We start from the raw sequence: 15,474 nt of genomic DNA, 5'->3' as shown, positions 1-15,474 counted from the left end.
CCTAACTTCCCGCTCTTACTAGTCCACCTAGTCCCTTGGCTTCCAAATGACTATCCACCAAGCTTTTAACGTCGCTAGGAGAATCACAACTTAATATCGAAGGTAATAAGGACTCGATTTCAGACAATACTAGATTCCTAATTACCCAATTGATTTTACGCAAGCTGTGAGCGTTCATACTTAATTTGCGATAACCCATTGCCATTAAAATAACCGCGCCGTTTGGGTCTCCTGCTAGCTCACCACAAACGGTTACTGGGATATTGCACCTCTCTGAGGTTTTTATAATGTGATATAGCGCCTGCAGAACGCTTGGGTGATAGGAAGAGTAAAGGCCCGCTACCCTCGCATTATTGCGGTCTACAGCAAGTAAATATTGAGTTAAGTCATTGGTACCAACTGAGAAAAAGTCTACGCGCTTTGCTAGTTGGTCGAGCTGAAAAATAACCGCAGGGACCTCTAGCATCACACCAATAGCGGGCTTAGAGAGCATTTCTCCACGCTTGATGGCTTCTTCTTTAACCTCTAAAAATGCTTGTTTTATTAGTCTCTTAGCGTCATCAATCTCGCTTAAAGTCGAGATCATGGGTAGTAAAATATGTAAATTTGTTAGGCCTATACTGGCTCTTAACATCGCCCTGACTTGAACGAGAAAAATATCAGGATGATCTAGTGTCATTCTAATACCTCGCCAGCCAAGAAACGGGTTGTCTTCTACAATTGGAAAGTACGGCAAAGGTTTATCACCACCAACGTCAAGCGTACGCATGGTAATTTCTTTATTTGGACAAGAACTTAATAAGCCCCTATAGAGTTCAAACTGCTCTTGCTCAGAAGGAAAGCGTTCGCGCAACATGAAAGGAATTTCTGTTCGGTATAAGCCGACTCCTGCTCCTTGCTCATACTGCGTGACCTCTACTTCTGCAGATAGGCCCGCGTTAACGAGCAGCGTCATCTCACAGTTATCTTGACTAACAGAAGCTGCATCTGATTCGCTTTCAATGCGTCGATATAGCGCTTCTTCTTCGTCAATGAGTTGTTGATATTCTGACTTCACCTGAGGCTCAGGTGACACGACTACTTGGCCTGAATAACCATCAACAAATAGCTCTTTACCGTCTAACAAACTCAAAGGAATAGTACCCAAACCCATTACAGCGGGCACACCCATGGCGCGTGCAAGTATCGCGGCGTGACTATTATTTGAACCTTGAATTGACACAATTGCTTGTAGATTTAAATGTTGAAACTCAGCCAACATTGAGGCTGTAACCTCTTTTGCTACTAAGATCGTGCCTTGCTTTAAGTCTTTGGCGATATCGATAGCAGAAGTCGCGTTGGAGGCACCAAGAATATTCGCCAAAATACGGTTTGAAAGATCAACGATATCAACCGCTCTTTCTTGCATATAAGCATCATCCATATTTTTAAATCGGGTTGCGTATAGTTCAACCACTAATTTAAGTGCGGATGCTGCACTCCATCCCTCACGAATCTTTTGTTCTACCTCTCTGCCTAGGCTGTTAGCGTCTAAAAGCTGGTGATAAAGTTGAAAAATCGACTTAACATCATCGGGTATCGTATTGCTCAATCCATCGGATAAATGCGTCACTTGAGCACGAGTCAACTCAACTGCATGGCGATAAGAAGCGATTTGCTCATCAGGGTCGTCTGTTTTATTGACCATAATTTGACTGAGTTCGTACTTAACATTCTGAACCACACCAATACCAAGGGCCAGGCCCGAAGAACCCGGAATACCATTGATGGTCTTTTGAGAAACCGAAGAAAAGTCATCTGCACTGTTATTGTTGCCAAGCATTTCAGCATTTGCAATTTCAAGCCCAATTTGAGTAGCCAGCGTCACCAAGAATGCTTCTTCATCCTCGCTGAATCGTCGAATACTTTTTTGCTGCATAGAAATAACACCTAGCACTTTGCGCTGGTGTATAATGGGCGTCCCAATAAAAGCAAAAAAGCTTTCTTCTTTTACTTCGGGAAAATGTTTAAAACGAGGATGAATCTGAGCATTTTCAATATTCAGCGGCTCTTCGCGCTGGCCGACAAGACCTATAAGGCCTTCATTGAAACCAATCTTCACGGTATTGATGGCTTGTTTGTCAAAGCCTTCTGTGGCTTTTAAAACGAGTTCTTGAGCCTTATAGTCAGCGAGATACAGCGCACAAGCATCAACTTGCATAGTCTCTTTTACCAAGAAAACAAGACGTTCTAGGGCATTTTCAAGGCCTGGAATTTGATTCACTTCTTGAACAATTCGCTTGAGGGTGGTTAACATCCTGAGGGCCTCTATTACAGACTAAGTGCTGGTTTTACTATGATTATTATTTCGATTTCGCCTTCGTTTATTTCGGCGAGATGACGTGTTATTGGATTTGCCTGTTGCTGGTTTATGGTTCACCAATACAAGCGTCGAAAACTCTTTCATTACACGACGATAAACTTCGCGTTTAAAGGATACGACATTACGGATCGGATACCAGTAGCTGACCCACCGCCAGTCATCAAATTCGGGGTGGCCGGACTGCAACAAATCGACGTCTTTTTCGTCGCACGTCAATGACAACAAAAACCATTTCTGTTTTTGCCCAATACATACAGGAGATTGTCCCTTTCTTACAAGGCGTTTTGGCAATTTGTAACGAAGCCAATTTCGGGATACGCCCATAATTTTGACATCTTTCTCACGCAAACCTACTTCTTCATAAAGTTCGCGATACATCGCCTGTTCAGCTGTTTCCCCTTGGTCAATTCCGCCTTGTGGGAATTGCCATGAATGTTGACCGTAACGCCTTGCCCAGAAAACTTGGCCCAGCTTATTACATATTATAATGCCAACATTCGCGCGGAATCCTTCGGCATCAATCACTTTGACTATCCAGCGCAATTATTCTTTTATCTATCGCCATTCTTCCATAAACTATGCGTTATTCAAAGCTTTAGCGTAAATTATTTGTGAACAAGGCAATCCCCAAGCGCCATCCCCCATCGAGCGAGGCTGAATTACTGCAGCGAGTCGATGCTATATCAGGCTTAACCATCGCAGAATTAGCTGATCAGTTCGGACTAATAATGCCAATGGATTTGAAGCGACATAAAGGATGGGTAGGTCAATTAGTTGAACATTGTTTGGGCGCCCATGCGGGGTCAAAGCCTATCCATGACTTTCCAGAACTAGGGATTGAACTAAAAACGCTTCCTCTATCACATCATTTTACACCACTTGAAACTACATATGTTTGTTATGCTCACCTTATGGGTAATCAGGGGGTAACATGGGAGCAGTCTAGCCTTAAGAATAAACTCAAACGGGTACTATGGATTCCATTAGAAGGCGAGCGCTATATTCCACTTGGCCAAAGGCTAATCGGCAGTGGCTTTATCTGGACACCTAGTAAAACTCAAGACTTACTGTTAAAGCAAGATTGGGAAGAACTTATGGATATGATCAGCCTAGGCCAAGTAGAACAAATATCTGCCCGAATTGGCGAAGTGATGCAACTTCGTCCTAAAGCTGCCGATGGCCAACAATTGACTGATGCAGTTGGTGAAGATGGTTCGATAATAAAAACCAGACCAAGAGGTTTTTATTTAAGAAAAAACTTTACGCAAACTATCCTCGATGAACATTTTTCGTGAGTTTATTGACGAAGGTCAAATGAAGCACTTTTTGCCATTGAATAAGCGTTAAATACTGATAGTTTTATCAACAAAACAGAGATTGTTGAATAAAACTAAACAAGGTGAACGACATGGCGCTTCTGATTGACGAAGAGTGTATTAACTGTGACCTTTGCCCCACTGAGTGCCCAAACGAGGCGATATCTATGGGTGAAGAAATATTCCAGATTGACTCAAGTAAGTGCACCGAATGTGTTGGGCATTATGATGAACCAAGTTGCGTTGCGGTCTGTCCAGTCGAATGCATCACTCCAGACCCTAAGTGCAAAGAAACCGTTGAACAGTTAGCTGAGAAGTATACTGGCCTATACGGGTAAAAAGCGCTGTTTATAAACGGTATGTTCACAAAAAACGCTTTTTTAAATTAGTACACAATCCGCCTTAGCTTTTGGGGATGGCACCTTTCACGCCGTAGAATACTATATACAGGTAACAAAGTACGGGAATAAAAAACGAAACCTGCAAAGTGGATATATCTGCTATCAAACCTTGAACTGGAGGAATGAGGGCACCACCGACAATTCCCATACACAGAACACCCGATCCACGGCTACTTAGTGCCCCTAAACGATTTATCGCTAGGCTGAAAATAGTTGGGAACATAATTGAGTTGAATAAGCCAACGGCTAGAATTGCATACATCGCAATCTGCCCCGTCGTGATCATGGTTATAACTACAAATAAAGCGGACATAGTTGCATTGAATGCAAGCACCATGTTTGCTTTTACTTTTAACATAACATAAGCACCGATAAAGCGACCAATCATTGCCCCGCCCCAATATAAGCTGACATACTTAGCAGCCTCATGCTCGGGCATTCCACCAATTTCAGGTTGAGCAAAAAAGTTTGTTAATACACTCCCAATAGCGACTTCTGCGCCGACATAACAGAAGATAGCAACAACCCCTAAGACGAGATGGGAATGCTTCCATATGGAATCTGAACTATCTATCGTTTCAGAATTGTCTTGTGCGATTGTAGGCAGTTTCAAAAACGAAAATACTAATGCCAAGGCTCCCAGCGCAGATGCGAGCATAAAATATGGCAGCATTACCGCCTTGGAACGCTCTAAATTGTATGCTTGGAGTGCTTCATCAGTCATTTGTTCAAGTTCAGCAGAAGAAAGAACGGCGACTGACAAGATTAAAACCGCGCCAAAGTATGGTGCAACAGTTGTCCCTAAAGAATTGAATGCTTGAGTCAAAGTCAGTCGGCTTGATGCGGTATGCTCCGGTCCCAGTCTGGAAACATAGGGGTTGGCAGAAACTTGTAACACCGTAATCCCGGATGCCAATACAAAAAGAGCGAGTAAAAACACACTGTACTCATGAATATTGGCCGCTAATGCAAAACCTACACACCCAATAGCAGCAATCAACAGGCCAATCACTAAGCCCTTTTGGTAGCCAACCTTTTTAACCATTATTCCTGCTGGGTATGAGACTACAAAATAAGCACCAAAAAATGCGGAGTTAACAGCCATTGCTTTAAAATACGTTAAGTCAAAGACCGCTTTTAGATGTGGAATCAAAATGTCATTAAGACTCGTAATAAACCCCCACATAAAAAACAGTGATGTAAGCACGATCAAAGGTACTGTGTAGTTGGTATTTGTATTATTAGGGTTAGAAACTGTCATCTTACTCTCTTAATATTGTCGAATATCGCTATCATTAAATAGCGCTCTTTGTTTGTTTTCAGAACAATCGTTCGCTAACTTGTCTATGCTAGAAAGTGCAAAATTGCGCTATGAAATCGTTTTCAACAAACTACTAATAAAAGCGCTTACATGCAAGGTAATTTGTAAATTTTGTTAACATATAGCAAGTGTATAATTTACAAACAGAAAAAATACGCCTAATATGCACAAAATGATGTAATCGTTTGCATTGCATGCTTTGTACACATTTCAAACAAAAAGCTCATCAAAAAACGAAAAAACATAAAGATAAAAGGAAGGCAATGTGGCAAAAATAAGTATCAAAGACATTGCGAGCATTGCTAGTGTATCGTCTGCGACTGTCTCTAGAACATTGAGTAATCCTGATTTAGTCAGTGAAGAAACCAAGAGGCGAGTGTTAAAAGCAGTTGAAGAAACAGGCTATACACCTAATCGTTTCGGCGCTTCTCTGCGCACCCAAAAAAGCGGAAATGTGTTAGTTGTGATGCCTGATATTACCAACCAAGTGAATGCAGGGATAATAAAGGCAATCGAAAAAGAAGCGCATAAAAAAGGCTACTCTGTTTTACTGGGGGATACACAAAACGACCCCTCCAGAGAAAAACACTATGCAGATCTATTGACATCTGGGCAAGCTGACGGAATGTTATTATTTACACCGAAACTTCCATTCAACGTTAGCAATAAAAAGCCGCTGTATGAACAAATACCGCCACTTGTTAATTCCTGTGAAATGATTGCTCATGAAGAAATCTACACCGTCTCAATCAATAATTTTGAAGGAGCGAAAGCTGCCGTTAATTATTTAATAGAATTGGGGCACAAAAAGATCGCGGCAATTATGGGGCCCTTAGAAACACCGAGCGCGCTAAATAGATTTGATGGCTATAAAGCAGCACTCAGTGATGCAGCCATTGAGCTAAACCCTCAATTTGTCATTAAAGGTGACTATCTAGTTGATACTGGCATTCAGGCAATGGAGAAACTTTTAAAATTGAAAGAGCGCCCAACTGCAGTGTTTTGTTTTAGTGATGATATGGCTATTGGGGCAATGAACGCACTTCGTGAATATGGCTATGACATCCCTCAAGACATGTCAGTCATCGGATTTGACGACATCACTTATGCCGCATTAATACACCCCAAATTAACCACTATTAGTCAACCACTTGAGCAAATAGGCGTGCAATGCATGAAGCTCTTGGCCGCTCAACTCAACGGGAATCCACCAGCTCAGAAAGCCTATGAATTGCCATTCAAACTAGTTGTGCGACAAAGCACATGTGCATTTAAAGAAAGTAGCTGAGTGTATCTTCAGCCAGAAAACTGTAATCGATTTCATTAACAAGCCTGAGCACTCTTGACTATTTTAATTTAACATTTACTTTTTTTGTTTTACTGATGTCATCGAAAATTCAAAAAACAATCAAATTAACACCCTATATCATTGTATTAATTAAATAAAATATGAAATTGTTGATGCCTTTACTTGTTTTTTATGGTTATCGAATTGTTAATAAAGTGTTGACATGCAATTTACACAGGCTTATGTTCGTTTATGAAACGCAGTGCAATTTTTTTATTTCCACCTGAAAGCGCTTTCATTGGTTTTCATTTTATAAATAGAAATAGTAAAAGGTAACCCAATTACAGCACAGCGAATTACTTTGGCCTTGATCAACATAAAAACAACTATAAGACGTGTTGGCGACGGCTCTTGATTAACCTTTCACTGGTTTAACGTTAACATCAGTGAATTATGCACAATTAGGATAGGTAGATGTTATCAAGGCACACAACCACCAATAAAAAAGCAGTTCACCCAGTCTTTAAGTATTCGCTTATTGCATCAACAGTCATCGGTTTGACAGCGCAAAACGCATATTCGCAAGAAACTGAAGAGCAGGCAAAAGACGATACTGTCGTTGAGGTAATTGACGTACGTGGCGTTCGTGGCGATTTAATGAATGCTCAAAACATGAAGCGTGAAGGCGATACCCTATTAGACGCAATCTCTGCAGAAGATATCGGTATATTACCTGACCGAAGCGTTTTAGAGGCAATATCACGCGTCCCTGGCGTATCTATTGGCCGTTTTGCTGCGCCAAATGACCCAGACCATTTTGGAACTGAAGGAAGCGGCGTGGTTGTTCGTGGCCTAACGCAGGTTCGAAGCGAATTTAACGGCCGCGATACTTTTACTGCAAACTCGGGACGCAGCTTAAGCTTCGAAGACGTCCCGCCAGAACTCATGGGATCAGTAGAAGTCTTCAAGAACCAAACAGCTGATATGGTTGAGGGTGCAATTGCAGGTACAGTTAACCTAAATACAAAGAAGCCATTCGATTCTAACGGCCGTGTACTAGCCTTCTCTGCAGATGCTACTTATGCTGACTTTATTGAGAAAACAACACCTACTTTCTCTGGTTTGTACAGCGATATATGGGAACTAGATGATGGTGGACGTTTAGGCTTATTACTCAACGTTTCAAGCTCAGAGTTGAAAGCTCAATCTGATGGTACGCAAGTAGGTCGATATGATTTACAAAATGCTCAATACAACGGTGCTGATGCATTTGTGCCTCGCAGCACTCGCTTAACACGCAAGCAAGATGATAGAACGCGTAAAGGTTTTGCGGCCGTTGTTCAATGGGAAAACGCAGACAACACCTTAGATGTAACGGCTGAATTTATCCGTTCAGATTCAAACTTAGCATGGACTGAAAACGCTATTGAATTTGCTGACGATGATCGTATCGGCGATTCAGTACCTGCAGATGGCACTACATACGAGTTTGATGACGAAGGTTATTTCCAACGCGGTATCATTAGTTCAACAGCAGGCTGGCGCGGCAACGATGCACAACAACCAGGTGGTATCTACGGTCAACAACACGCCATGGTCTCTCGTTATCGCGAAGATGATTCACTTGTGGAAGATTTAAGCCTTAATGTGGTTTACACGCCAACCGATCAACTAGCAATAAATTTTGATGTCCAAAAAGTCAAAGCAGACACACAAATACTTGATTTTAGTGTCATGGGTGCAACTCGCATGGCAGTTGACTTAGATCTTACAGGTTCTGGTATTCCGAAAGTCGGTTTGCTTAACCCAGGTTATACTGCGGCTGATCCAACCAATGGATTAGCCGATCACTTTACTAATCCAAATCAATCTTTCATGCGCAGCGCGATGGATCATATTTCGGATAACGAAGGCGACCAATTTAGTACTCGTTTAGATGTAAAGTATACCTTTGCCGAAGGTGCATTTACATCAGTATCAGCCGGTGCGCGTTATGCAGACCGTGACCAAACAACACGTGAATCAACCTATAACTGGGGTAACGTGTCTGAAGCATGGGCAGCTGGTGGTAGCGCATGGTTTGATGATCCGCGTGCAGAAGGTGTACCCACTGACATCGTAAACTTTGATAACTTTGCTCGCGGTGGAGTGCTGTCGATTCAAGGTGGAAACAACGTATTGTTCCCTGCCATGTCAATCGCTCAAAACTATCGTGATGCAGTTGATACACTTTCTGGTTATAGCCCAGCGTGGACGCCTCTCAATCAACGCGATGGTGCGATTGGTGATCATTTACCAAACGAAATCAACCGCACACAAGAGTCTTCAACTGCCTTTTACGTGAAAGCAAACTTTGAAGGCGATTGGGGCGACATGGATTACCAAGGTAACTTTGGTCTTCGTTATGTCAAACTAGAAAACGATACTGACGGTTTCGTAGTATTCCCAGACTTGTTCCCGGATACACCAGAAGATCCAAACAACTTCTTGCCTGCTAATCAATCAGCCTTTGGTAATGCGGATTCGCGTCAAGAGTTCTCTTCAAGCGAATACACGAATGTGTTGCCTTCATTTAACATGAAGCTAAATCTTAGTGATGAGCTACTCATGCGAGTCGGTTTTTCTGAAGGTATATCGCTACCACAGTTAGGATTGTTGAGAAACTTTGTGAATATCACAGCTGAAGATCTCAGAACAACGCTTGATCCAAATACTCCACCGGGAGAAGAACCAACGACTGTCGCTGCTGAATATGGACGTTTTACAGCCAATTCGGGCAACCCATTCTTAAAACCAATGGAGTCATATAACTACGACTTGACGCTTGAATGGTACTTTGATGACGGTGACGGTGTTGGTTCATTAACAGGTTCATTATTCTACAAAGACCTTAAAAACTACTTCATCAACGACGTATCGCTTCGTCAATACACCAACAATGGTGTGACTGAAACGGTTCAAGTTCAAGGTGCGAGCAATGGTGAGAGTGGGCGTATTCAAGGTTTCGAAATTGCGTTTAGTAACTTCTTTGATTCACTTCCAGAGGGTTGGGATGGTCTTGGTTTACAATTCAACTACACATTTGTTGATGAAGAAGGTTCACCGAACACTAACTTATCTCCAGATAGAGAAGCAGGTGCCGAGCAAGCTTTCCAAGCATTTGAAGACTTGCCGTTAGAAGGCTTATCGAAGCACAATGCAAACATCGTGGGTCTTTATGAGAAATATGGCTTCACTGGTCGTTTAGCTTATAACTGGCGTTCGTCGTATCTGCTAACTACACGTGACGTTATTACGACGCTACCGATTTATAACGAAGACAGTGGTTTCTTAGATGGTTCTGTATTCTATGACATCAATGAGAACTTCAAAGTGGGGTTACAAGTCACAAACATCCTCGATGAAGTTACCGAAACCACGATGCAAATCAATGAAGAAGGTGACAGACGTTCACGTAGCTTCTTCGTCAATGACCGTCGAGTAAGCTTTATCTTACGCGGTAGTTTCTAAACTCGGTCTCCCTAGCGAGGTGTACACGCACCTCGTATTATTTTGATTGGCCGGTAGCAGTACCGGCCAATTTTTTGTTATTGTGACACTCAGACAATGTGATTTAACGACAAATAATCCAGCAGTCTAATAGGAGTATTTGATGCTACAACACGTAAACAAAGTGGTTATTTTAGGCGGTGGATCAGCCGGTTGGATGACTGCAGCCGCAATTTCCAAAGTATTCGGAAACAAACTCGACTTAACGCTTATCGAGTCAGAAGCGGTCGGTACCGTGTCAGTGGGTGAAGCCACCATTCCGCAAATTTCCTTGTTCAATAACTTACTGGGTTTAGACGAAAATGAATTCGTCAAAAAAACCAAAGGGACATTTAAACTCGGTATCGAATTTGCGAATTGGAAAGAAAAGGGACATTCGTACATGCACCCTTTCGGCACGTTTGGCACAAATATGGATGCCATTCAGTTTCATCACTATTGGCTGAAAATGTTCTTAAAAGGGGATGCGCCTGATTTAACGAAATACTCATTACTTTGCCAAGCAGCATACAAAGGCAAGTTCTGTCGTCCACAAGCCATTAAAAACTCTCCGTTATCATCTATTCCTTATGCATTTCATTTTGACGCGACACTTTATGCCAAATACTTAAGAGAGTTTGCTGAAGCGCGCGGTGCAAAGCGCATCGAAGGTAAGGTCCAAGATGTATTTACGCGCAGCAGTGATGGGTTTATTGACTCACTTTTACTAGAAGACGGGCAACGCATTAATGCAGATCTATTTATTGATTGCAGTGGTTTTAAAGGGTTATTGATAGAGCAAACCCTTAAAACAGGCTATGAAGACTGGGGACATTGGTTACCTTGCGACCGCGCCGTCGCCATGCCCTGTAAGGCGGCTAAGGAAAACTACCCTTACACTGTTTCAACCGCTCAAGATGCCGGCTGGACATGGAGGATTCCACTTCAGCACCGTGTTGGTAACGGTTATGTTTATCCAAGTCGCTTCGTCAGTGATGAACAAGCCCTCGAAACACTTAAAGGACAAATGGAAAACGAGCCACTCAACAAGCCAAATTTCTTGAAATGGCAAACCGGTCGCCGCAAACAAATGTGGAATAAAAACTGTATTGCCATTGGTTTATCGGCAGGATTTATTGAACCTCTTGAGTCAACAGGTCTGCACCTTATTCAAACTGCAATTTCAAGGCTGATGGGCTTCTTTCCTCATCAAGGTTTTAATCAAGTGGATATTGACGTATTCAATAAACAAACCCAGCTTGAGATGGAACAAATTAGAGACTTCATTATTTTGCACTATAAGCTGACCGATCGTGAGGATACCGAGTTTTGGCGTTATGTTAAGAACATGGACGTGCCTAAGGGTTTAGAAGAAAAACTAGCCTTGTATGCAACAAACGGTCGTATCTTTAGGCAAGACAATGAATTATTTGATGAGACCTCTTGGTTAGCCGTAATGCACGGCCAAGGTTTACGCCCAGAAGGTTATCATCCGCTTGTTGATACATTTGAAGAGGCTGAAGTTGAGAGACGTCTCAAGCATATTGAGTCAGTCATTGCTAAATCTGTTGACACCATGCCTACACAGCAAAGCTTTATTGATCAGTATTGCGCTGCAATGGCTGATTAATTTCGAGCCGTTGCTACATAAGCTTCGTATGTAGGCAACTGCACCAATAAGGCTTTTAAGTGGTGTTGAAATGACATCACTTTTTGCTCTGCATCACTGATATTTAAAGACAATGGGTGCGTACTTTGTGGTATTACCCCAAACCCAATCAAGAAATTAATCCATTTTCTTTCGGCAATAAACTGATTTTCGAATTCAGGGAAAATTCCCGTTTGTTCAAACAATGCTGTTAAATGACTTAAGTTTTCAGAGCCCTTTGTCTGTCGGTTATCGAGCCAACACTGGCTAGTTTGTGTTTGATTTAACTGATAATGACAAATAACCATATCGAGTAAACTCAAGCACTGCTCGTGAATATTACGGTTATAAAAGTTAACTAAATTTTGCTGAGCTTTGCGGGATGGAAAGACCTGAAACAAAAGTCTTAGTTGCTCATCCAAGATATCTAAAAGATCATGCGTCAGGGTATCTATATCGCAGATCTTGCGACCTATAAATAGACAGTTTTGCTGCCAAGGTTGTTTTAGCATGATCTGCTCTACTCTCTCGACGGCGTGTTCGTCACACTCTTGGCATTCTATTCCTTTTTGGGCCAAGTCAGATAATACTTGCTCGAGCGTCACAGTGTCATCAAACTGGCATTCAATCATCGTCTTGGAAGCGGTGTTTATAGTTTTTGACCAACCAAAAGCGTGAGGCTGAAGGATATTCAATAAGCGGTTGCTAGATTGAGTGACCGCGCACAAGCGCAGCTTGTTTTGTTGTTTAATAGGCGAGCTTTCTAGCTTCATTTTATCAGGTAAAAAACACTGATATATAGCAGAAGACTTAGATGCACAATCAATAAAAAAGTCCGCACTTAAAGACCTTTGTTTGCCACTGTGACAAGACGCATTAATTGACGCTAAACCATTGTCGGACATAGTTGCTTCGAGACTATCCGCAGTAATCGCCTCAATTTTGAACGCCGCTGCGCACTGAGAAAGCAATTTTGCGAAAGAATAAGCATCGACATTCAAACCATAAGTGAAACTAGACAGTAGAGAGCTTGGGTCGTTATTTGGGTGAACAAATCGCCCCTGCCTTGCCATTTGCGCAGCAATCGCAAACTCATCATACGAGAACTTGTCTAAACGCTCGATAAAGTGATGAAATTTGACCTTGTCAAAAGGCACACCGTATTCACCTTCAACTAATACAAAATCCTGTTGATCACTGCTCCAATTTAAATAGCGCGTACCCAAGGTATGTTGAGCATCACAAGTATTCATTAAGCGCTTTTCATCAATTCCTAGGGAACGTAAAAATGCTAGTTGATGAATATTCAGTGATATAACGCTAATTATCTGTTTGAATGACTCGACCTCAGGACAAACATGAGTAATCGACATATCACAGGCAGCAAGATTCACCTTAAGAGATATGGCAGTAAATAAGCCACAAATAAGATCGTCTAATTGTTGATGACAGGGTTTAACGCTGTCATTAGATAAATCGGGATTGTTGAGACTGTTGACTATAATAGTTCGGATCGCCTGATTTTCGTTTTCCGAATGAGTAGAAAGTTCTATGTTAGGTGAAGTCATTACAAACGCTTTCCGTATAAACCGCTTTGTAGCAAACCATCGTTCTCAATGCCGCCAATTGTACAATATTGATGAATGGTATCGTTGTGCGATGGCATTCGCTTCACCGCGTCAGCAACTTCTTGCTTAAACTGTTGCATGCCTTCAATATACGCACTTCTATCAAGTGTATTTACTCGTTGGTCGTAGCTGTTGGGAATGAAGCGCTGCCCCAGATAAACCGCTACCCAGCTGGGCTCTAAAAACAGTCCATATCGGTAGTTTTGCACATGCCCAGTTGCTTTAAACATATCCATTTTATCTTGTAATGAATCGGGAATTTGCATCGTTCGAATATAGTCCCAAAAAGGCGTATCGTCTCGCTCTGTCGCGTGATAATGAAGAATCAAAAAGTCTCGGATCCTTTCCATTTCCATATCCAAACTGCGATTGTATTCAGTCGCCTTAATTTGTAAGTTGCTTTGTTGAGGGATGAGCTCAACTAATTTCATGATTGCACTTTGTATTAAGTAAATGCTGGTTGATTCTAAGGGTTCAAGGAAACCGCTCGACAAGCCAATCGCTAAACAATTGTTTATCCATGACTTTTTGCGACGTCCTGTTTGAAATTTCAAGTAATTAGGCTCGGTTATCGCAGGGCCAACCAAGTTGGATTGCAAAGTATCTAAAGCTTGTTCACGGTCAATAAACTTATCGCAATAAACATAGCCATTGCCGTGGCGATGCTGCAAGGGTATACGCCACTGCCATCCCGCTTCGCGCGCAATTGCTTTTGTATAAGGAATCGGGACTTCTTGTTGGGCTGTTGCGATTGCAATCGCGCTATTGCAAGGCAACCAATGAGACCAATCTACATAGCCAGATTGATAGACCTGTTCAATCAGTTGTGCTCTAAAGCCGGTGCAATCGACAAAGAAATCAGCTTCAATACGTTGTCCGTCTTCCATTATTAATGAATCGATATGATTATCGCTACTTCGAGTAATAACCTCGACTACTTTTCCTTCTATACGGCGAGCACCCCGTTTTTCTGAAAATTCGCGCAAAAACTTCGCATAAAGACCCGCATCAATGTGATAAGCATAAGAATAGGTTGAGTCCACACTCGTTTCATCTTTTGATGGAAAGGTAAACTTGTTTGCTTGGCAGGCCTTTACCGGCAGTGAATAGTCGTCAATTTTAGTGGTATCGCCGTTTAGCTTTTCTTTGGTCCAAAAGTGATGAAAAGGCACCCCAGCAATCTTGTATCCATAATCACCGAAGGGATGAATATAGGCATCACCTTTTTGCCCCCAGTTTTGAAATTCTATACCCACCTTGAATGTTGCTTGGGTCACGCGCATAAACTCAGCTTCATCAATGCCGAGACGTCGATTAAAAGCGCCTAAATGCGGTAACGTAGCCTCACCCACACCGACAGTACCGATAGCATCTGACTCGATTAATGTGACTTTGAAATGCTGAGATGGCAGTAGTTTAGACAAAGCAGCAGCCGTCATCCAACCAGCAGTACCACCACCTAAGATCACGATATCTTCTATTTCTTTTTTTCTGCTATTCATCGGTATACAACTATTTTTCAATTACTCACAATGTCGTTTCGGCCAAATAAAAATGGTTTAAAAAAATCGGTGCATTGCTAGTCGTCAACATACTATTAGCAAATATGAAAGCGCTACCGTTTTCTTTGTATTATCGTACGTGAATAGGCTCGTTTTTGCTAGCAATGCAGAAACAAGCTCATATTATCCTCACTTTTGGAATTTACACTCTCGCAAAGCAATACATGAGCATTTAAGTTTGTTATTTAAAATCATTATTAGTTTTTTGGTTGTTCTAACGACATTCTCTTTTGAATGCATAGCGACAAGCCAAACTCACTCTATTTCTCGTCAAGACTCGGTCGTAAAACTGAACGTTTTAGCTTCTGTATACAACAATATGGGTATCATCCATCAAAAACTAGGCAAGCTTGAAGAAGCATTAATTCAAGAACTAAGTGCGAGCTAAGGATTCGGTATTAATGAACGAATCAATGGCGG

The 15,474-nt window shown here is 41.9% G+C and carries 11 protein-coding genes; 6 read left to right on the top strand and 5 right to left on the bottom strand.

Translation table 11 applies throughout. The features are described from left to right. Window position 1: 1 nt before the first annotated feature. Together ptsP and rppH are read right to left on the bottom strand one after the other, a co-directional pair. Window positions 2-2,296, bottom strand: coding sequence for a phosphoenolpyruvate--protein phosphotransferase (gene ptsP, locus KUL10_RS05690; protein WP_110427927.1), 2,295 nt, complete (start codon window positions 2,294-2,296; stop codon window positions 2-4). 21 nt (window positions 2,297-2,317) lie between these two features. Next, window positions 2,318-2,887, bottom strand: a complete 570-nt coding sequence (rppH, locus tag KUL10_RS05685; protein WP_110428044.1) for an RNA pyrophosphohydrolase — start codon at window positions 2,885-2,887, stop codon at window positions 2,318-2,320. An 86-nt stretch (window positions 2,888-2,973) separates the two neighbouring features. Between rppH and mutH the strand changes: the two genes are divergently transcribed. Together mutH and KUL10_RS05675 are read left to right on the top strand one after the other, a co-directional pair. Continuing rightward, a complete protein-coding gene (mutH, locus tag KUL10_RS05680; protein ID WP_233499718.1) occupies window positions 2,974-3,657 on the top strand; it encodes a DNA mismatch repair endonuclease MutH in 684 nt (227 codons plus the stop codon). 113 nt (window positions 3,658-3,770) lie between these two features. Beyond that, window positions 3,771-4,016: a YfhL family 4Fe-4S dicluster ferredoxin gene (locus KUL10_RS05675; protein ID WP_110427926.1), complete on the top strand. Its 246-nt coding sequence runs from the start codon at window positions 3,771-3,773 to the stop codon at window positions 4,014-4,016. Window positions 4,017-4,080: 64 nt separating this feature from the next. Here KUL10_RS05675 and fucP read toward each other — a convergent pair whose 3' ends face one another. After that, entirely contained in the window at window positions 4,081-5,340 is a 1,260-nt protein-coding gene (fucP, locus tag KUL10_RS05670; RefSeq protein ID WP_110427925.1) for an L-fucose:H+ symporter permease, read from the bottom strand. 325 nt (window positions 5,341-5,665) lie between these two features. On the opposite strand from fucP, the gene KUL10_RS05665 reads away from it, so the two are divergent. The 3 genes from KUL10_RS05665 to KUL10_RS05655 all read left to right on the top strand — a co-directional run bounded on the left by KUL10_RS05665 (window position 5,666) and on the right by KUL10_RS05655 (window position 11,846). Next, complete coding sequence (locus KUL10_RS05665) at window positions 5,666-6,688, top strand: LacI family DNA-binding transcriptional regulator (protein WP_110427924.1); 1,023 nt, start codon at window positions 5,666-5,668, stop codon at window positions 6,686-6,688. Between the two features lie 474 nt (window positions 6,689-7,162). Then, window positions 7,163-10,198, top strand: a complete 3,036-nt coding sequence (locus tag KUL10_RS05660; protein ID WP_110427923.1) for a TonB-dependent receptor — start codon at window positions 7,163-7,165, stop codon at window positions 10,196-10,198. A gap of 142 nt (window positions 10,199-10,340) precedes the next feature. Continuing rightward, window positions 10,341-11,846, top strand: a complete 1,506-nt coding sequence (locus KUL10_RS05655; RefSeq protein WP_110427922.1) for a tryptophan halogenase family protein — start codon at window positions 10,341-10,343, stop codon at window positions 11,844-11,846. Here the strand turns inward: KUL10_RS05655 and KUL10_RS05650 are convergent. Beyond that, window positions 11,843-13,432, bottom strand: a complete 1,590-nt coding sequence (locus KUL10_RS05650; RefSeq protein WP_110427921.1) for a tryptophan 7-halogenase — start codon at window positions 13,430-13,432, stop codon at window positions 11,843-11,845. The genes KUL10_RS05655 and KUL10_RS05650 overlap by 4 nt on opposite strands. Beyond that, complete coding sequence (locus KUL10_RS05645; RefSeq protein WP_110427920.1) at window positions 13,432-14,994, bottom strand: tryptophan halogenase family protein; 1,563 nt, start codon at window positions 14,992-14,994, stop codon at window positions 13,432-13,434. The genes KUL10_RS05650 and KUL10_RS05645 overlap by 1 nt, the downstream gene beginning before the upstream one ends. 238 nt (window positions 14,995-15,232) lie before the next feature. Between KUL10_RS05645 and KUL10_RS05640 the strand changes: the two genes are divergently transcribed. Beyond that, entirely contained in the window at window positions 15,233-15,442 is a 210-nt protein-coding gene (locus KUL10_RS05640) for a tetratricopeptide repeat protein (protein WP_146216759.1), read from the top strand. Window positions 15,443-15,474 lie beyond the last annotated feature (32 nt).

The sequence above is a fragment of the Glaciecola sp. KUL10 genome (assembly GCF_003203515.1).
Taxonomy (GTDB): domain Bacteria; phylum Pseudomonadota; class Gammaproteobacteria; order Enterobacterales; family Alteromonadaceae; genus Glaciecola.
The sequence above is the reverse complement of the archived record's forward strand: the minus strand, read 5'-3'. Positions and strand labels throughout refer to the sequence as shown.